The 19,953-nt window shown below is 26.6% G+C and carries 15 protein-coding genes and 1 riboswitch; of the genes, 5 read left to right on the plus strand and 10 right to left on the minus strand.

The genetic code is table 11. The annotated features are described in order from the left end of the window. Positions 1-8 precede the first annotated feature (8 nt). Together T324_RS0104875 and T324_RS0104880 are read left to right on the plus strand one after the other, a co-directional pair. The gene (locus T324_RS0104875) at positions 9-1,133 is read left to right on the plus strand and encodes a hypothetical protein (RefSeq protein ID WP_028329205.1); all 1,125 of its coding nucleotides are present in this window, start codon (positions 9-11) and stop codon (positions 1,131-1,133) included. A gap of 107 nt (positions 1,134-1,240) precedes the next feature. Beyond that, positions 1,241-2,230, plus strand: a complete 990-nt coding sequence (locus tag T324_RS0104880) for a C45 family autoproteolytic acyltransferase/hydrolase (RefSeq protein ID WP_028329206.1) — start codon at positions 1,241-1,243, stop codon at positions 2,228-2,230. 3 nt (positions 2,231-2,233) lie between these two features. Here T324_RS0104880 and T324_RS0104885 read toward each other — a convergent pair whose 3' ends face one another. The 4 genes from T324_RS0104885 to T324_RS0104900 form a co-directional block, all read right to left on the minus strand. Further along, positions 2,234-3,127 carry a leucine-rich repeat domain-containing protein gene (locus tag T324_RS0104885; RefSeq protein ID WP_028329207.1) on the minus strand — a complete coding sequence of 298 codons (894 nt, stop codon included), beginning with the start codon at positions 3,125-3,127 and terminating at the stop codon, positions 2,234-2,236. Between the two features lie 85 nt (positions 3,128-3,212). Then, the gene (locus tag T324_RS0104890; protein WP_028329208.1) at positions 3,213-4,643 is read right to left on the minus strand and encodes a hypothetical protein; all 1,431 of its coding nucleotides are present in this window, start codon (positions 4,641-4,643) and stop codon (positions 3,213-3,215) included. A gap of 57 nt (positions 4,644-4,700) precedes the next feature. Continuing rightward, the gene (locus T324_RS0104895) at positions 4,701-5,255 is read right to left on the minus strand and encodes a GNAT family N-acetyltransferase (protein WP_028329209.1); all 555 of its coding nucleotides are present in this window, start codon (positions 5,253-5,255) and stop codon (positions 4,701-4,703) included. A gap of 11 nt (positions 5,256-5,266) precedes the next feature. Continuing rightward, positions 5,267-6,742 carry an MBOAT family O-acyltransferase gene (locus T324_RS0104900; protein ID WP_028329210.1) on the minus strand — a complete coding sequence of 492 codons (1,476 nt, stop codon included), beginning with the start codon at positions 6,740-6,742 and terminating at the stop codon, positions 5,267-5,269. A 116-nt stretch (positions 6,743-6,858) separates the two neighbouring features. Then, positions 6,859-6,986, plus strand: a riboswitch (TPP riboswitch). Between the two features lie 136 nt (positions 6,987-7,122). On the opposite strand from T324_RS0104900, the gene T324_RS0104905 reads away from it, so the two are divergent. Beyond that, entirely contained in the window at positions 7,123-8,727 is a 1,605-nt protein-coding gene (locus T324_RS0104905) for a peptide ABC transporter substrate-binding protein (RefSeq protein ID WP_028329211.1), read from the plus strand. Between the two features lie 181 nt (positions 8,728-8,908). Next, positions 8,909-9,550, plus strand: coding sequence for a TenA family protein (locus T324_RS16790; RefSeq protein ID WP_425387418.1), 642 nt, complete (start codon positions 8,909-8,911; stop codon positions 9,548-9,550). 144 nt (positions 9,551-9,694) lie between these two features. On the opposite strand, the gene murB is transcribed toward T324_RS16790, so the two are convergent. The 4 genes from murB to T324_RS0104930 form a co-directional block, all read right to left on the minus strand. Next, the gene (murB, locus tag T324_RS0104915; protein ID WP_028329212.1) at positions 9,695-10,600 is read right to left on the minus strand and encodes a UDP-N-acetylmuramate dehydrogenase; all 906 of its coding nucleotides are present in this window, start codon (positions 10,598-10,600) and stop codon (positions 9,695-9,697) included. A gap of 253 nt (positions 10,601-10,853) precedes the next feature. Then, positions 10,854-11,621, minus strand: coding sequence for a 4Fe-4S binding protein (locus T324_RS0104920; protein WP_028329213.1), 768 nt, complete (start codon positions 11,619-11,621; stop codon positions 10,854-10,856). A gap of 526 nt (positions 11,622-12,147) precedes the next feature. After that, the gene (locus tag T324_RS0104925; RefSeq protein ID WP_028329214.1) at positions 12,148-13,263 is read right to left on the minus strand and encodes an ankyrin repeat domain-containing protein; all 1,116 of its coding nucleotides are present in this window, start codon (positions 13,261-13,263) and stop codon (positions 12,148-12,150) included. Positions 13,264-13,633: 370 nt separating this feature from the next. Continuing rightward, a complete protein-coding gene (locus tag T324_RS0104930; RefSeq protein ID WP_028329215.1) occupies positions 13,634-14,704 on the minus strand; it encodes an ankyrin repeat domain-containing protein in 1,071 nt (356 codons plus the stop codon). Positions 14,705-14,827: 123 nt separating this feature from the next. On the opposite strand from T324_RS0104930, the gene T324_RS0104935 reads away from it, so the two are divergent. Continuing rightward, complete coding sequence (locus T324_RS0104935) at positions 14,828-15,577, plus strand: SDR family oxidoreductase (protein ID WP_028329216.1); 750 nt, start codon at positions 14,828-14,830, stop codon at positions 15,575-15,577. A gap of 345 nt (positions 15,578-15,922) precedes the next feature. Here the strand turns inward: T324_RS0104935 and feoB are convergent, their stop codons facing one another. Together feoB and T324_RS0104945 are read right to left on the minus strand one after the other, a co-directional pair. Continuing rightward, positions 15,923-18,412: a ferrous iron transport protein B gene (feoB, locus tag T324_RS0104940; protein WP_028329217.1), complete on the minus strand. Its 2,490-nt coding sequence runs from the start codon at positions 18,410-18,412 to the stop codon at positions 15,923-15,925. 206 nt (positions 18,413-18,618) lie between these two features. Next, positions 18,619-19,479 (minus strand): DMT family transporter, encoded by an 861-nt coding sequence (locus tag T324_RS0104945; protein WP_028329218.1) that lies wholly within the window; start codon positions 19,477-19,479, stop codon positions 18,619-18,621. Positions 19,480-19,953: the final 474 nt, after the last annotated feature.

Below are 19,953 nucleotides of genomic sequence, written 5' to 3' on the forward strand. Positions count from 1 at the left end.
GAGTATATATGCTTGAACATAAATGCGATAAATGCGGAATAGAATTGGGTTATAAAGGTTTATGCTTTAAATGTAAGGCAGAAGAGGAGAGAAATAGAACTCTTGCTTTAACTGATGATGAGATAAAAGAAATAATAAGCAAATATGTAAAAGATTTAAAAGAAAAAAATGTTGATAAAGAATTATTAAACGGTATTTACATTTATGATTTAATTGCATATAGAAATATAGATTTAAAAGATATAGCCAAAAAAGCATTAGAGAAAAAAATTTATTATCCTGAAGTATTTTATTATAAAGCCAGCGAAGAAATAAGAGATGAACTTATAAAAAGAATAAAAGCAACTAAAGATTATTCTGAAGGAGCCAATTTATTATCATGTTTAGCTATGCAGGGAGATGATACTGCACTTGATTGTTTATACGATTTTGAAATGAATCCAAGAGAATGGAGAAAGAAGCTTTATGTTGATCCTTCCATTTATGCTGAATGTGCAGGCTGGACTTTTGATAAAGATAAAAAAAGACAAATATTAAATTTCGATAAATGTTATTATTTAGATAAAGCTAATTGCAAAGAAGAAAAAGAAAAGAGCCCTATTAAAATAGCTTTGTTAAGAGATGAAAATTGTCCCGAATGCGGATGCAAAACTATGGATATGGCTATTATTGACGGCAGAGATGAAAGACTTAAATTTATAGGTGTTGATGGTATAATAAAAGCTTCATGCTGTCCTAATTGCGTAACTTATAATACTACTTATTCAAAGTATGATTTAAAAGGAGGAAGCGAAATACTTCCTTTCGATAAAACATCTGAAAATTATTATCCCTCTGAAGAAAATTATATAGAGGAAGAAGAATTAAATTCAATGCATAATAATAATTATGTACTTTCAAAAAACGAAGTTCCTTTGTTTTATGGTGCATTCGATGATACTTTAAATACAATAGGCGGATTTGCTAATTGGGTTCAGGACTGGGAATATATGAAATGTCCAAGCTGCGGAAAGAAAATGAAATACTTAATGCAAATTCAATGGCATACTATCGAATCTATGGCTGAAGGTACTTTATTTATAGAAATTTGTACTGACTGCAATATTACCGCAATGTTTCATCAGCAAACTTGATTTTATATCATAGCCTTTTCAAATAAAAGAAAAATTTTTTATTCATATTTACTTAAAATTTTTATTATGCTAGCCTTTATATACTATAAATTCAAAAAAGGAATTTTATGTATCATTCAAGATTTAAAGGCGATCATTATAAAGCGGGATTTAAATACGGAAGTATACTTTCAAGAAATGGTATAGCTCCGTTAAGTAAAATAATTATATCAGAAGAGAGAAGAAAGTTTGCTCAAAATGCTTTCCTAATATATAAAGAATTTTTTCCAGAGATAATAGAAGAAATAAAAGGTATGTCTGACGGATTGAATGCTAATAATATAAAATCAGATTATAAAGAAATATGCAGTTTTTTATTTACAATGTATGCATTTACATTTGAAAATAAATGCTCTTCATTTGCTTTCAAAACAGATGATGATGTAATACTTGCAAAGAATAGCGATTTTTTAATAGATATAGAAAAGTATTGCGACAGCACTTATTACAGATTAGATAATTCATATTCATTTGTAGGAAATACTACGGCATTCATAGAAATGGAAGATGGTGTAAATGAAAATTCTCTTGCCTGTGCTTTGACTTTTGTTTATCCTACAAAAATAAATTACGGATTAAATGCTGGTATGATAATTAGATATATTCTAGAAAAATGCAAAACTTCAAAAGAGGCTTTAAATTTTATAAAAGAAGTACCTATATCTTCAGCACAAAATATAATTCTAGCGGATAAGAATGGGGATATATTTTTAATAGAATGTAATTGCGATAGGGTAGAGGTGATAGAGAATGATTATGTATTTACAACAAATCATTTTACGAGCAATGTTATGATAGAATATCAAACAGATTTATATGATGATATTTATTCTAATGAAAGGTATAATACATTAAAAAATGCATCAGGAAAATATAATTTGGATTTTGCAAAGAATTTATTATCTGGTAAATATGGTTTTATATGTCAGTATGATAGAAAAAAACATATAGATACTATTTGGTCTAGTATTTATTCACTCAAACAAAATAAAATATACAGAGCAGAAAGAAATCCCTCAAGAAAAAAATTCAAAGAGGATAAAAGGCTTTTTAATTAATAATTATTTTGTAATATTTTGAAAATTACCGCCTAAAAAAGTTTTCCAAGCAGGATCTGTTATATCTTCTGCATTAGGTACTGATAAAGTTTGAATACTATCATAAGATGAAAATACATTTCTATTATTTTTTATAGTATTAGGTTTTGTTCCCAAATAAGTAACCTTAGTTAAAGAATTTCCAAATGGATTTGCTCCTATTGAAGTAACTGATGCTGGTATTACTATTTCATTTATTGGACAATAAGAGAATGCTAAATCTTCTATATATTCAAGTTTACTATTTACACCAAATGTTACTTTGCTAAGACTATTATCTACCTGAAAAGCATAAGCCTTAATACCAATAACAGAATCTGGTATAACTATCTCTTTAAAATGTTTGCCAAAAAGAGAAAAAGCATTGCCCTCTATAACAGTTATACTATTTTCTGGGAATGTAAAAGTTATTGTACAATCAGCATAACTAGGAAATCCTTTAAACATTGAAGATTTTATCTTTCTCTCATCAAAATAAATTTTACTAATATCTATTTCTACATTTTTATAATAAATAGATAATTGGTATGCTGCATCCAATACTAACTTTGCAAGAGAACTTTTCTGAGTATATTCAGCTTTCGGTTTTTCTATAAATATTACTTTATATTGACCTTTATCTTTTTTGTACTCTTCCATTTTAGTTGCTATTTGCTCTTTTATTGTATTATCATCTTGAGATATATCTATTCCATACTTCATTGCTTCAGCATCTAAAATAGGCTGAGGTACAATTGCAGGAGGGTTTATTGGTTCTGACGGATTTGTTGTTTCTGTATTATTATCAGGATTCATAACTGAAGATGAACATGATGCATTTATAATTGCTAATATAAATATTAATAAAATTTTTTTCATTCGTTTTACCTATAATTAAATAGGTAATTATAATATAACAAAAATTTATAAAATATAAATAAAAAAGTTAATTTTTTGATATAAATTAATAATCTCTCTCTATTGATTCTCTTATAGAATCGTTGGTATAAGGCAAATCAAAGAAATCAACTACCTCGGAAGTTATATTATCATAAACTATTATGTTAATTCCATTTGTTGTTTTTATTAAATTGCTTCTGCTTATCATAATTTTATTTCCGCTGTCAATTACTAAATCATTATATTTATTAAGTTCTTTATGATAAATATAATTAGTTTCACCCATTGAAGAAAATACTAATTTATTTTTATCTATAACATAAGAGACATTATTAGTATACATTTCATTAGTTATATTAAAATTAGAATATAAGCCCTTTACTATATCATCATTTGTAGTATATTCTCCAAGCATATTAATTACTATAGTATAATCATTGAGATTAGTTATTTTAGTTATATAATCATGTATATTTTCTATATCTCTCAAATTCATATCATAAACTTTATTATACTCATATAAAGCATTTTTCTCCCAAGTATCATAATTTGTATCTCCTCTTCTGTCAGGCAAATCAAAATTATCTTTTAAATATTTACCTAAAAAAGAAGTATATTTTTGAACGCCTTTATAATTTAAATGTCCTGCATCATTATAATCTTTCCAAAAATCCAAATCATAATCATCGTAATGCATATTGAAATTCATAAAAGGAATATCATATTCTTTGGCAATTTCTCCAACTCTATTGAAATGCCTAGCTTCATCATCAGTCATAGGAAAAGGAGAAGCTATTACAACAATAGGTATATTATTTGTTTTTGCTAATTCCAATATTTTTCTGTAATAAGTTTCCTGCTCTTCAAGTAAAGGCAGAGTATCTTTAATATTTTCTATATTAGGTCTTTTAACAGGAAATGTTTTCTGATGAAAAGAGTATCCTTTGAAATATTTATAATGATTATAATTATTAGCATAAGGTATAAAATCTTCATCTTTTAAATCTTTGTATCTGTTATGATATCTGTACATTGGATTGATAAACTCATCAAATCTTTCTGCAGCAGTTACTTTTAAAGATTCTATTCTATTTTTTGACCATTTTAATGCATAGGTGGCTGCTACAATTTGATAATCTACAACATTAGTTCTGCTTGCTGATACAATATAAGATTCTAATGCAATTAATTTAGGATTCTGATATTTTAATGCTTCTACTAAATAATGATAAGTACTCCAAATAGGCTGACTTCCTGATGTAAAATTATATGCAGCAATTCCATATTCCTTGTAAAGTATGGCAGGATTAATATTATAATGTACATGACTGCTTCCTAAAAATAGAACATCTATACTATTAGTTTTCTGTTCATAAAAACTGTCGCCTTGATATATACCATTATCATTTTTAAACCTTAAAACTCTGCTTGAAAACCAGAGCAATGTAATAAATATAGCTATAAAGCAAATAATTTTTATTGTGTTTTTTATCATATTATAAAAGCCTATTATTTATATAAAATTATGTAAACTAAAAAAATTAACTATTTATCAATTAAAATATTCTTTACTTAAAATAGAATAAATTGCTGCATCAGCAAGTCCTGTATTATCCTTATAAATACTTCTTAATATTCCTTCCTTTTTTAATCCGCATTTAAGCATTACTTTACCTGAATTAGGATTATTAATATTATGTTTAGCATCTATTCTATTTGCTTTAACTTCTTCAAAAAAGAATTTAATCAATATTGAAAAAGCCTCTGATGTAATGCCTTTATGCCAATATTTTTTTGATATGCAATATCCTATACTAATAATATCTGCATTATCATTTATATCAACAGCTGCTATACTTCCTATTAATAAATTATTTTCTTTTAATACAATAGCCCATTGATAAAAATTATTATTATCATATTGAGCTATCCATTCATTTATAATTTGTCTGCTTTCTTCGATGCCGCTATGAGTTTTCCAAGTTAAATATTTTGTAACCTCATCATCATTAGCCCAATTATTATACATATTATAAGCATCTTCTATTTTAAATTTTCTTAATAATAATCTTGCACTTTCTAATTGTACTGTTCCTTTATGCTGCATATTTATAGCTCCTAAAATTGAAAATATATAAATTGTTTAGGATCAAAACCTGCACCATATTTTCCGTATATTATAATGAAGAATAATAAGAAAAATATTACAGCCCATCTGAAATACAAACATTGATTTTTTAAAAACTCATAAATAGTTTCTTTCTTTATATATTTTATCAAATCAACTAAAAAAAGCACTATCAAAGATATTATAAGTATATTCATTTCAAAGTTGTCCAATCCAATTTTATATAATGAACCATCAAATAAACGCCATAAATCTATTCTAGTAAACATTCTCTCTATATAATAGAAAGCATCATGTATAGTTTCTGCTCTAAAAAATATCCAAGCTAAATCAACTATTATAAAGGTACAAATCACTTGTAGAAATTTAAAGCTGAAACTTTCTACCTTAACATTAAATTTATTTAAAATATTATTTCTGAATTTTGATGTAATATCTTCTATTAGATAGCATATACCATGAATGGCACCCCAAGCTATAAAAGTAAAATTAGCTCCATGCCATAATCCGCTTACTAAAAATGTTACTAATATATTAAAACTCTTTCTAATCTTTGAACATCTGTTTCCACCCAAAGGTATATAAAGATAATCTCTAAACCAAGTGGATAATGATATATGCCATCTTCCCCAAAACTCTTTTATGCTTCTAGCAAAATAAGGAGTGTTAAAATTTTCCATTAAATCTATACCCATAACTTTTGCAGTACCTATTGCTATAAGAGAGTAGCTTGCAAAATCACAGTATATCTGCACCGCAAAAAGTAACGCTGACAATACTAATTCAGTTGAATTGTAAATATAATATCTATTAAATACAGTATCTACTAATATAGAAGCTCTGTCAGCTATTACCATTTTTTGAAAATAACCAAAAAGCATTAAAATTAAACCTTCTGTTATTCTTTGATAATCAAACCTTTTTATTTTATCCATATTCTGTATTTGACCAAGCAAATGCTTTGAACGTTCAATAGGACCAGCAACTAACTGAGGAAAGAAGGATACAAATAAAGCATATCTAATAATATTTTTTTCTGATTTTATTTCGCCTCTGTAAACATCTATTGTATAGCTTAGTGCCTGAAAAGTATAAAATGATATTCCTACAGGTAAAATAATATCAAAAGGTTTTTCTATTAATTGTATATTCAATGATGACAATACAATATTAATATTCTGAAGAAGAAAATCAAAATATTTAAAAAATACAAGTATTCCAATGTTTATTATAAAGCTGAAAGCCACAACTATTCTTTTATATTTTAGTTTTTCTATTAATATACCGCTTAAAAAAGTCACAACTGTAGAAGTACCCATTAATAGAGCATATTTAGGGTTCCAAAACATATAAAAGATATAACTTGCTATAAAAAGACATACATATCTTAATTTTTTTGGAAATATCCAATATAAAATTAATGTTATAGGAAAAAATATCAAAAAATCTGTAGAATTAAATAACATTTATATTACTCATAATAAAATATACATTTATAACTTATGAAATGATTAATTGTAATATGAATTATATAAAAAAACTATATACATATGTTGATAAAATGGTAAAAATATTATATCATTATGCAAAATCGGGGAGCTTGAAAAGGCTGAGAGGAAGTTTACATAATTTTTATTTAAATAATTAAAAACTTCGACCCTTATAACCTGTTTGGGTAATGCCAGCGTAGGGAATTATCTTTTTTTATTATATTTTTTACTCTAAAAATTAATAAAATAAGACCTTTTCTAAAGTTGGTCTTGTTTTATTAAATTATCTAAAAACAAACAAGACAAACGGTGTTATAAAAATCTCTATTTTTTATTTTAATTTAAAGGAGCTTTTTATGACTTCAAAACAAAAATTTATTATTCTAATCATTTCATTTACATTGTTTATATCTTGTAAAAAACAAACAAAAAATATCAAAGACGAAATCACTGTAAATTTGGGATATGAACTTAATACTATAGATCCTGCTTTAAATGATGAAACCTATGGATATATTTATATTAATCATGCATTTGAGGGGCTTCTTAATAAAGATATAAAAGGAAACATTGTAGGAGGTGTCGCTGACAAATGGGAAATAAGCGATGACAATCTTACATATACATTTTATTTGAGAGACGATGCAAAATGGAGCGACGGTAAAAAAGTTACTGCTGATGATTTTGTATATTCCTATAGAAGAGCCGTTGATCCAAAAACAGCATCGCCTTTAAGCTATTTAATGGAATATATAAAAAATGCTAAAGATATAATAAGAGGAAAACAGCCAGTAGAAAATCTTGGAGTAAATGCTATAGATGAAAATACCCTCACAATAGAACTTGAAGCACCTACTTTATATTTTACTGATATATTAGCTTCAGGCGGAGTTTATATGCCGGTAAGAAAAGATATAATAGAAAAATACGGCGATGATTGGACTTGGAATCCTGAAACATATATCGGCAACGGTGCCTATAAAATGGTGGAAAGAAAGCCTGATGAATTAATTGCTTTTGAAATAAATACTAATTATTGGAATTATACAAATCAAGTTGCTAAAAAAATTAATTTTGTTTTGATAGCCGATGAATATATATCGCTTAACGCTGTTAGAACGGGGGATGTTGATTTTTCTATAAATGCTCCTCCTATTGGAGAAATAGAAAATTTAATAAAAGAAAATTTAATGGCTGTAAGCGATATTATAGGTGTTTATTATTTGGATTTAAATACAAAAGATAAAGCATTGTCCGATAAAAGAGTGAGAAAAGCATTATCACTTGCAATAGATAGAAACTATATAGTATCAAATATAGGATATGGCAAATTAATAGCTGCAGAAGCATTTGTTCCGCCTGTAGTAAAAGGAGTTGAAAAATCTTTTAGAAAAGAAAGCAGTAATTATATAATAGCAAACAATTACAGTAATAATGTAGAAGAAGCTAAAAGATTATTAGCTGAAGCAGGATACCCTAATGGAGAAAATTTCCCTATTCTTGAAGTAAAAGTTTCATCTGGTTTTTATACTACAGTTTTGGAAGCAATTCAGCAAATGTGGAAAAATACTCTTAATATTGATGTAATGGTTAGAACGGAAGAATCAAAAATTACTTTGCCTTTCAGAGAATCAGGAAATTATCAAATGGCTAGAACAAGCTGGACAGGTGATTATAATGATCCTCTTACTATGCTTCAAATTATGACTAGCTACAGCGATATAAATTATGGAGGATTTTCTAATGCCAGATATGATTCTTTGATAGAGTTTGCCACTACTGCCACAAATGCACAAAAAAGAATGGAGGCTTTAAAAGAAGCTGAATCAATACTATTTGATGAAGTTCCTATTATACCTTTTATATATAGAACTGATTTTTTGATAGTTAATCCTAAACTTAAAAATTATATTGATGAGCCTTTGGGAAGATATAAATTTAATTATGCATATATAAAATAATAATTTATTATAGTTAGGAAGATAAAAAGTGAGCCGAAGCCAGACCCAAAGTGGTACAGTTGCACAAATAAATTTATTTATTTTCTGATTATAGGCGCAGGGGAGCATAGCAATGATAAAAATAATAATGTTTAAATCAAATTAAATAAAAGGAGAATAAAATGAAATTTTCAGAAAAAGTTTGGAAAAAAATGAGGGGCTATATAAAAAAATAATTGATATGCCGTTTAATAAAGAGCTTATGGAAGGTACTTTGGATAAAAAAAGATTTGCCTATTATATAGAACAGGATAGTTTATATCTAAAATACTACTCTAAAACTTTAGCAACAATATCATCAAAAATACATAATAATGTAGATTATGCCTTAGCTTTTTTGAAATCATCTATGAATGCTTATATAGTAGAAGAAGAGGTTGTGCATAAATATTTTAGAGAAATTTTTAATTTTGAAAATACTAATAAAATTACAACTGCTAATATAGGATATACAAGCTTTTTAATTAATACTGCTAATACAGAAGCTTTTGAAACGGCAGCTGCATCTATACTTCCATGCTTTTGGATATATAATGAAATAGGAAAATACATAAAAGAAAATGCAAATGTAAAAAATAATCCATATGAAAAGTGGATTGATACTTATGCTGATGAAGAATTTTCAAAATCTACTGAAAATATGATAAAAATTATTGATGATTTGTATGATAATGCTTCTGATTATGTAAAAGAAAGAATGATAATTTCTTTTGATATAGCTTTTGTTTGGGAATATAAATTTTGGAATGATGCTTATAATTTAGATGATTTTTATAATGTATAAATAAGTTAATTGAAATTTTATCTCTATATGTATAATAATTTTATTATGCATATAGAATAAATAGTATTTTGTATTTAACTTTTGTAACCAAATAAATTTTTTAATATTTAATCATTATTAGATTTTAGTATGCTATAGATTAATTTATAACTTTTCATTTTCATCATTGGATATTATTCTAACTTCTGCATTTAAAATAATTCCTTTCTGATTGTAAACCTCATCTCTTACTTTTCTCATAAGATTGAGTATATCTCTTCCTGATGCATTATTGTAATTAACTATAAAATTTGCATGGTATGGAGAAATCATAGCTCCTCCTAATCTAAAACCTTTCATATTAACGGAGTCTATAACTTTTCCAGCTATCATATTAGTTTCATAATCATTCAAAAATGTACTTCCGGCTGAAGGATATTTAAATTGATTTTTGTTTTTTCTATCTTTTAAGTATTTATTCATTTCCGGTTTTATTAATTTTTTAGAACCTTTATTTAATTTAAATCTAACATCCAATATGATATATTTTTTATCTTGAAAAACACTTTTTTTGTAGGCGTATTTGCATTCATCTATACCAATATGCATATACTCTATGTTTTCATCTATTATTCCTATTTTGTCTATAAACTCAGATATGGAATGCTCATAACATCTTGCATTCATATATGCAGCTCCACCTATGCTTCCGGGAAGTCCGTATAAGAACTCTAAACCTGTAAATGCATTTTTATAAGCATATTTCACAACATCCATAACATTTGCACCGGAGTAGGCTAAAATATTATGAGATGTATGTTCTATTCTGCTGAAAAAACCTGTATATATTATTGGGAACTCTATTACTTTATCCAAAAATAGAATATTGCTTCCGCCACCTAAAATCATGTACCTTTTATTGTTATCATTAATATATTTTATTAAATCTATAAAGCCGTTAATAGTTTCAGGTATATAAAATTCTAAAGCCTTGGCATTAACTCTGAATGTATTAAATTTTTTTAATGAAATGTTTTTTCTGCTTAAAACACCTTTAATAGATTTTCCCATGTACAAATATTCCTAAATATTATTTATTGAGCATATAATAACAAATTTCATAAAACATTACAATATATTTTAAATATTTATATATACGGATAATTATATTATAGTGATAAGTAGCTGCCATATTTTTATAGATATATAATAAGTATAGTAATCAATTCTAAAATATATACATCAGTTATAGTAGTAACTTTAATTGTATTTGTGGCAAAATAAAATATATATAATTAAAAATATGTTTTATATAAGAGTATAATTAAATATAAAATTCATAGTCTTTTGATTTAGAGCATGATTTTCTCAAAGCAAAATGTATCATAGTTAACATAATCTTATTAATATATTTAGCTGAAGAATTACATATTGAAACGCATCTCATACAGGATATGCATTTGTTTTTATCAATTATTTTAGGATTATTAATGTCTATTGCTTGAACTGGGCATTTCTTAGCACATAATTTACAATCATTGCATTTATTTTTAGTTTTAGGTACTAATGATACTTTGCTTATTTGTCTATATGGACGATTTCCTTTTAATTTATGTTCATCTAAAACTTCAGAAGCGTTTATTATGTTACCTGCAAATTCTTTAAGTTTTGATATATCATTTTCATCCGGTCTATTAGAAGCATATTTATAAGCTATAGAATGTTTAGCAATTGCAGCTGCAGCAGAAGTAACTTTAAAATTTAAATCTTTTGCTATATCGTAAAGTTCAATTAAAGTATCTTCATAATCTCTATTACCATAAACAGATATAATAACAGTATTGGCTCCATTACCTTTTATTTGAGATATACGTTTTGATGCTATTTCCTGAACTCTGCCTGCATAAGACGGTACTGCAATAACAGCGATATCATCTTGAGATATTTTTACGCTTGAGAAATCCATACTATAATCAGTTAAATCAACTTTTTCTATATTACTGTTAGTTTTTTGACTTATTTCTAAAGCAATTGCATCGGCAGCCTTTTTTGTTCCGCCTGTTGGGCTAAAAATAATTTCATATATCTTCATATAAAACTCCAAATATAATTTAATTAATTATAATTAAGTTTCTGACTTTATCAATATTATATTATGTTAATTTTTATTGCTAGTGATAAGCTATTTTATATACTGAAATTTTTAATTTTTTATATTTTGTAAATGTACTATCAACTTTTTCTCGCCGCTACACTCTGTGGGCTTCGCCAAAGTTGCAAAAAGTGCAAATATAAAATTAGTACTAAATAATACTAATTTTGTTTTACCTCTAAGATAAATTATTAATTTTTGTATAATAATAAATAAAATCAGCCGCACGTATAAAGGACATTCATTAAGAATAAGCGATACCGTGCGGGTTGCCGCTACGGCTAGTAGTTGACAAAGTTAAAAATTTTCATTATATATCAAGTACTTTTGAAACAAGTTTATTATTGCTGTTAATAAAAAACAGCTGACAATTAAATCTGCCAGCTGCCAAATTTTTTATTTATTGTTGTTATGTCATATGTAATGGGACTTGTAGGCTACTTAATTTAACATTTTTTTATTTATATTATTTCTCTAAAGCCAGAATCTCATCATAGCCTTGTTCTTTAGCTAAATCAAAAATTGTTTTTCCGTCTTCATCAACAACAGAAGTATCTGCACCTTTCTCTATCAAAAGTTTAAGGAGTTCAATATTTTCAGCTCTAAGAGCAACAAATATTAAAGGTAAACCAGAAACACTATCAGTTTGAGTATTAATATCAGCACCTTGTTCTATTAAATATTCTGCTATTTCTGTAGTTTTATTTCTTACTGCAGCATTAAGTAATGAATAACTTTTACCTGAATATGAATAACCATTAGTATATCTCATAGCAGGGTCAACACCTTGAGAAACTAAATATTTTACTATATCAATACATTCTTTAGAAATAGCAACAGCAATTACAGGTCCATACTCAAAATTTGAATAATTTATATCTGCTCCATGTTCTGTAAGGAGTTTAACCTTTTCTAAATTGCATCTTCCTATTATAGCAACATTTAATATATTATCTTCATTTTCTTCTCTAGTACCATAAATAATATCAGTGTCTGCCCCTGCATTTAATAATTCCTTTACTACTTCCAAATGATAATTTTTTTCAGACTCTACTGCATAATATAGAGCGTCTATATCTCCTTTTTCTTCTCTAAAATTAACATCAGCACCTTGTTTGATAAGTTCTTTTACAAGTTTCAAATATCCCATTTTTGAAGCTAATTCTAAAGGAGTCCTACTATCATTATCATCTTTCATATTTACATCAGCACCATAAGATATTAATTCAATAGCCTTTTCTTCTGTAGGAAATTTATCAATAGCAAATACTAAAGAAGATTTACTCGGATTTTTTGACTGCCATTCATCGAAAGAAGTTTTATCTTTTATAGAATCAATTTCATTAAATAATTTTTCTTCCTCTTCTAACATTGTAGTTTTATATATACTCCACATATCATTAGAAGCATATCCCTGATAGATTTCTTCATCATCATTATTAGATATTTTATTATTAGATATTTCTGTATTATTGTTATTAACAGCATTAGTATCTGCAGTTGCTTCTGTATTATCAGTTTTTTTAGAATTACAGCTTATTATACCGATTAATATTAAAGCCGTTATAATTGTTTTTTTCATTTAATTACCCTTTAATCATTATTTTTTATTATAATATCATAAGTAAATATAAAAGTAAAGAAAACATTAATTACCATTATACCGTATATAAATTAAAAATATATTGTTAAAAAAACAGCTGACAATTAAAACTGCCAGCTGCTCAATTTTTTATTTATTGTTGTTATGCTCGAAAAAGCCTATAAGTCCCTCGATAATTCATTATCGAGGCGGCTTTTTATCGCTTTATTATTTATTTCTATGTAATTCTGTAGGCTCACTTATATTATTTTTCTAAAGCTAATATATATTATTACCAATAAAAATTGTTCGCTTTTAGGCTCTGTAAGCTAAAGCTAACAGACGCTCACAATTTTTATATTTAAAATTATTATTTTTCTAAAGCTACAATATCATCATAGCCTTTTTCTCTAGCTATATCAAATACGGTCTTCTTTTCCTTATTTACAACTGTAGTGTCTGCTCCTTTCTCTATTAAAAGTTTAACAAGCTCGGTTTTTCCATTATCTATAGCCTGAAGCAGTAAAGGATAACCATCTTCTGAAGGTGTTAGGGTATTTACATCTGCACCTTGCTCTATTAAATACTTTGCCATTTCTGTATCACTATTATAAAGAGTACTAGCCAATAATGAAATATTTACATTTGGATAATATTCTTTAAGTTCATATTTCATAGCAGGGTCAATGCCTTTTGAAACTAAATATTTTACTATATCTAAACAGCCTGACTTAACAGCATAATCAATTAAAGGATAGCCATAACTATCAACATAATTTATATCAGCTCCATATTCAGCAAGCATTTTAAATTTATCTAAATAACATTTTGATTCTCCAACATATCCAATTGTTTCAAATAATATAGGAACAGGTTCTTCCCAGCCATACTCGACATCTACTTCAGCACCTGCATCTAATAATTCTTTCATTATTTTTAAACTATTTTCATTTGTAGACATTACTGCTGAATGTAAAGCATCAATATTTCCTTCTCCTATAAAATTAACATTTGCCCCTCTTTTTATAAACTCTTTTACAAGTTCTAAATATCCTTTTGCAGAAGCTGTTTTTAATGGACTATCATTATCAACATAAGTCTGATCAACATTAACACCGTAAGAAAGTAATTGAGTAACCATTTTTTTATCACCGTATTGTAATGCCATTATTAAACTTCTTTCTCCATGTTTCTCTTCAAAGCTTTTTAAAGATTGTGCATCCTTTACATTTTTAAGATCATTAAAAGCCTCCAAATCCCATTCTGGTACTTCACTAATTTCTGCAGTATCAGTATTAATTTCTTCATCATTAGAAACTATTTCTGTATTATTGGTATTAACTGCATTAGTATCTGCAGTTGCTTCTGTATTATCAGTTTTTTTAGAATTACAGCTTATTATACTGATTAATATTAAAGATGTTATAATTATTTTTTTCATAGTATACCTCTAAATAGTATTAAATAATTATTTGAGTATATAAGAAAATTTTTATCTTGTCAATTTATAGTAACTAGATTTTTATTTTCATTTCTGTATAATATTCTAATTGGAGTTAATATTATGAAAAATAAAGTTTGTGTTATAACAGGTGCTTCAAACGGCATAGGTAAAGAAATAGCATTTTTATTTGCTGAAAATAATTGCGATATAGCATTTATAGACAAAGATAATGAAAATGGTTTAAAAGTATTTGAAAAAATAAAGTCAATGAATAGAGAATGTATATTCATAAATGATACTATTGATAATGAAAGATCTATAAAATTATTTACAAATAAAATAATAGAAAAATATGGAAAAGTTGACTATTTAATAAATAATGCATGCTATTCTAACAAAGGGCTTTTAAGTAATTGCAGTTATGATGATTTTTTGGAAATTTTTAAGATAGGAGTTGCTGCTCCTTATGAGATTACAAAGAATCTAATGAATTATTTTAATGATAATGCATGTATTATAAATATTGCTTCAACAAGAGCTTTTATGTCGCAAAAAGACAGCGAAAGCTACAGTGCTGCTAAAGGAGGTATAATAGCTTTAACTCATGCTATGGCTATAAGTTTATCTCATAAAGTGCGTGTGAATTCAATTAGTCCCGGATGGATAAATACTTTTGATAATGCAGAGTTTAGCAATGAAGATGTACTTCAGCATCCAAGTGCTAAAGTAGGGAATACTTATGATATAGCAAGTACAGCTTGGTTTCTTTGCAATAATGATTTTATAAATGGAGAAAACATTATTGTTGATGGAGGAATGACTAAATTAATGATATATCATAATGATGAAGGTTGGAAATTAGATATTTAAAATTTTTGTATTATTGATATGTTTATTATTAAATTACATACCCCGCCCTTTAAGATTATAAATTTTATTTTTTTAAATAAGCATTTTATTTATATTTACTGCTTATAAAGAAAAAGCACGCCCGCCCAAGTGTTTATTAAATAAAAAATATATTTAACGCACGTTTAGTTTATTTTGATAATTAATTTAAATTATGTTATTGACTTTGTGTATATTATTAATGCATTAAGCGTGCGGATTATAAAATTAGGGTAGGGGATATAATATAAAAACACCCAAGACTTTATATTGAAATAAAGCCTTGAGTGAAACACTATATTAAAAAACTATCTTATGGATGCAAATTTATATTATGCCTGCTATTCTTCCTGCCACTTGATAGAATACGAAACTAACTATCCAAGCAACAGCCAATGTATATATCATTAAGAAAGGTATCCATTGCTTACCAATTTCAGAACCTATAACCCCCACAGCAGCAAAACATGGGAAGTATAGAAGTACAAATAATAGTAATGTATAAGCTACTACAGGATTAAATACAGGATCGTTTTGTAATGATTCTGTTAGTACAGCCTCATCACCATCTTCTATGGATTTAATCTGTGCTATAGTAGAAACAAATACTTCTTTAGCAGCACCTCCGGCAACAAGTCCAATACCTATTCTCCAATCAAAACCTAAAGGCTTTAATACAGGTTCTATAAATGTACCTATCTTACCGGCATAACTATGTCTTAATCCCTCAGAAGCAACTAATCTGTCATATTCAGCAGTTATAACTTCTTCATTATTAGCATCTAATCCCTGACTAACAGCCAATGATTTAGCTTCCTGCATAAGTCTTGTATTATCTTCTTCAGTAGGTGTATATTGAGGAAATGTCATTAATGCCCAAATTATAACAGAAGCAGCAAATACATAAGTACCGGCTTTTTTAATGTACATCCAGCCTCTGTCAAACATGTGTCTTAATACTGCTTTTGCTCTAGGTATTCTGTAAGGAGGCAGCTCCATTACAAAAGGAGTTTCTTCACCTTTGAAGAATGCTTTTCTAAATATGAATGCTATTAAAAATGCCATTAAAACACCAATCATGTATATGCTAAACATTACAGAAGCAGCCATTTTTGGAGCAAAAAAAGCACCTATAAACAATATATAAACAGGAAGTCTGGCACCGCAGCTCATAAACGTAGTAATTAAAACTGTAACAACTCTGTCTTTCTTGCTTCTTAATGTTCTTGCAGCCATAACTGCAGGAATTGTACATCCGAAACCTAAGAAAAGAGGTATGAATGACTGACCATGCAAACCTAATTTATGCATTATTTTGTCCATTAAGAAAGCAGCTCTTGCCATATATCCGCAGTCTTCTAAAAATGAAATTCCTGTAAACAATATTAATACAAGCGGTAAGAATGATAATACAGCACCAACTCCTCCTATAACTCCATCAACAACAACAGACTGTATCAAACTTCCGTCAGGCAAAAGATTTCCTACAAATTCAGATAATGCTCCTATACCTGTTTCAAGCCATCCTTGAGGATATGCTCCTACTGTAAATGTGATCTTAAATATCAGCCATAGTACAACCAAAAATATAGGAAGTCCAAGCCATTTATTTAAGAATATTACATCGGCAGCTTCAGTAAAATTGAATGCCTGTATATTATCCTTTTGAACAGCCTCCTGTAATGCTCCTCTTATATATGAATATCTTTTATCAGCCATTATTGAGTCTGTTTTGGCATTCATTGAATTTTCTAATTTTATTATTTCTTTATTTAAAGTTTCTATTACATCTCCGCCGTTATTGCATTCTCTTCTAATAGAATGTATTGCTCTTTCATCTTTTTCTAAAGTTTTAATAGCAAGCCATCTTTTATGAAGTTCGCTTATATCTCCCTGCATTTTGTCTGTAATAGTTTTTATGGATTTTTCTACCTCTTCTCCGTATCTTATAGCAGAATCCTGATTTAATTTGTTTCCGGATTTATACATATCCTCTATTTTTTCTAAAATCATTACAACGCTTTCATATCTATTTCCATGTACTTTCATTATAGGGAATTTGAAAAGCTCTGTTAAATTTTTCTCATCAATTCTAACTCCGTTTTTTTCAGCATGTTCATACATATTAAGAACGCATACTATAGGAATGCCTAATTCTACAAGCTGTAAAGTAAGATAAAGATTTCTTTCTAAATTTGTTGAGTCTATAACATTTATTATAAAATCAGGTTTTTCATTAAGAAGAACATCACATGCTACAACCTCATCCTGAGAATATGCACTTAAACTATAAACGCCTGGTAAATCTATTAAGTCATAAGTGTATCCATTGTACAGCATATTAGCTTGTCTTTTTTCTACTGTTACTCCAGGATAGTTGGCAACTTTATAATTAGCACCTGTTAAAGCATTGAATATTGTTGTTTTTCCTGAGTTAGGATTACCTGCTATTGCTACTTTTAATTTAGTATTATTAGAAGGAACCTTTAGCTTTTTAGCTATATCATTTTTATTTTCTACAAGAGAATTTTCATCCTCTTTTATTTCTTTATGATCATTGTGTTTTAATACTCTTTCTTTTTTTATTTCAACATCTGATTTTGCTACTTCTATGCCATTAGCTTCAGACTTTCTTAAAGAAATTTCATAATCCATTATATGGACTTGTATAGGATCTCCAAGAGGTGCTTTTCTTACAATCCATCCTTTAGCACCTGGAGTGAATCCCATTTCTATAATTCTTTGTCTAATCTCACCATCGGTAGCTACTTTATCTACTACGAAACCTTCCTCTATATTCAAGTCGGTTAATTTCATAAATTTTCTCCTTAAGTATTTGGGAAATTATAACATATTTATAAAGTGTTTGTATATTCTAACATTTAAAATAAAATTGTCAATAGAATATATGTATTTTTGTTATTTAATTACACAAAATTTTTATATTTAATATATTTATATAATCTAATTAATCAATAAACAAATACGGCATTAATTAATATTTTCCAATAATATAAAATAAATTAAGCTTTTTTACTTCCTATAACCATAACTATAGTAGATAATATTATCAAAACAGATCCAATAGCAATATTTATAGTCAATGGTTCATTATATATAAATATAGATGCTATAACTGTAGTAGTTGGTTCAAACATATTAAGTATGGAGGCAAGTGAAGAACCTAATTTTTTTACACCATAAAGTAATAGTCCAAGTGAAAATATTGTACATATTATAGATATTAAAGCAAAATTGTAAAAAACATAAAGATTATTTAAAGGCTGCAAACTGTTAGTGAATATTCCAGCTATAAAAAATATTACAGAAACCATTAATGACATATAAAAAAGTGAAACTAAAGTATCTAAATTAGAAAAACTGCACTTTTTATTAGCAACAATATATACACCATAAGTGATTGTTGTTATTAAAGCATATATTACACCTAAAAATGATCCTACTTCAACTATTTGAGTAAGTAAAACTATACCTGCAATAGCAAAAATCATTGAAAGTACTTTTAATATATTAATTTTTTCTTTATACATAAATATCATTATAAGTAAAACAACTACAGGATATCCGAAATGTATCATATTTGTAAGTCCTGCTGATATATACAATAATGCCTGTGATAAAAAGAAAAATGTAAGTCCAAGTCCTATGATACTAAATATTAATAATTCTATAAATTGTCTTTTTGTTATTTTAAAGCTTCTTTTTGTTATCAGTATTATGAAAAATAAAAAAAATGCTGTTATTAAATATCTATAAAAAACTATAGATAATGAAGAATAATTATATGGTATAATATTTTTAACAAAAATAGGTAAAAAACCATAGGCTACAGAACCTATTATAACTAATAAAACATGAAGCATTGTTGTCCTCTTAAAATAAGTATTTAGAATAAAAAATTAGAATTAAATTTTAAAAAATTAGAAAAAGAAAATTATCATTGCATATAATAACCCTAAAACAATTATGATTATTTAATATATATTATATTCTTAATAAATCAATATAAATAATTGTATTATTTTTTTATTTTTGTAATTGAAAACATATTTTGTATACATTAAATATGTTTTCAATTACAAGTATATTATCATCTGTTAAATAGATTAATGGATTTTTCTTTATCTTTTTTATTTAATAACTCCGTGAATATGATATATAAAAAAATAATATGAATTCAATAAAATAATATATATAATATTTTATTGTTTTATTATATAGTATTTTATGATTTTATAAAAAAGATTATATGCTACTTTATTATATTTACATTTTATGTTATTATTAAGTTTTAATATACAATATTTTTATTTTAATGAATTTTTAGAAAAATTATT

This window comes from Brachyspira alvinipulli ATCC 51933 (assembly GCF_000518245.1).
In the GTDB taxonomy this organism is placed as follows: Bacteria; Spirochaetota; Brachyspiria; order Brachyspirales; family Brachyspiraceae; genus Brachyspira; species Brachyspira alvinipulli.

Bases quoted from the DNA above. Each gene is read 5' to 3' on its own strand.
- T324_RS0104875 (WP_028329205.1), top strand. From the start codon at position 9: ATGCTTGAACATAAATGCGATAAATGCGGAATAGAATTGGGTTATAAA.
- T324_RS0104880 (WP_028329206.1), top strand. From the start codon at position 1,241: ATGTATCATTCAAGATTTAAAGGCGATCATTATAAAGCGGGATTTAAA.
- T324_RS0104885 (WP_028329207.1), bottom strand. From the start codon at position 3,127: ATGAAAAAAATTTTATTAATATTTATATTAGCAATTATAAATGCATCA.
- T324_RS0104890 (WP_028329208.1), bottom strand. From the start codon at position 4,643: ATGATAAAAAACACAATAAAAATTATTTGCTTTATAGCTATATTTATT.
- T324_RS0104895 (WP_028329209.1), bottom strand. From the start codon at position 5,255: ATGCAGCATAAAGGAACAGTACAATTAGAAAGTGCAAGATTATTATTA.
- T324_RS0104900 (WP_028329210.1), bottom strand. From the start codon at position 6,742: ATGTTATTTAATTCTACAGATTTTTTGATATTTTTTCCTATAACATTA.
- T324_RS0104905 (WP_028329211.1), top strand. From the start codon at position 7,123: ATGACTTCAAAACAAAAATTTATTATTCTAATCATTTCATTTACATTG.
- murB (WP_028329212.1), bottom strand. From the start codon at position 10,600: ATGGGAAAATCTATTAAAGGTGTTTTAAGCAGAAAAAACATTTCATTA.
- T324_RS0104920 (WP_028329213.1), bottom strand. From the start codon at position 11,621: ATGAAGATATATGAAATTATTTTTAGCCCAACAGGCGGAACAAAAAAG.
- T324_RS0104925 (WP_028329214.1), bottom strand. From the start codon at position 13,263: ATGAAAAAAACAATTATAACGGCTTTAATATTAATCGGTATAATAAGC.
- T324_RS0104930 (WP_028329215.1), bottom strand. From the start codon at position 14,704: ATGAAAAAAATAATTATAACATCTTTAATATTAATCAGTATAATAAGC.
- T324_RS0104935 (WP_028329216.1), top strand. From the start codon at position 14,828: ATGAAAAATAAAGTTTGTGTTATAACAGGTGCTTCAAACGGCATAGGT.
- feoB (WP_028329217.1), bottom strand. From the start codon at position 18,412: ATGAAATTAACCGACTTGAATATAGAGGAAGGTTTCGTAGTAGATAAA.
- T324_RS0104945 (WP_028329218.1), bottom strand. From the start codon at position 19,479: ATGCTTCATGTTTTATTAGTTATAATAGGTTCTGTAGCCTATGGTTTT.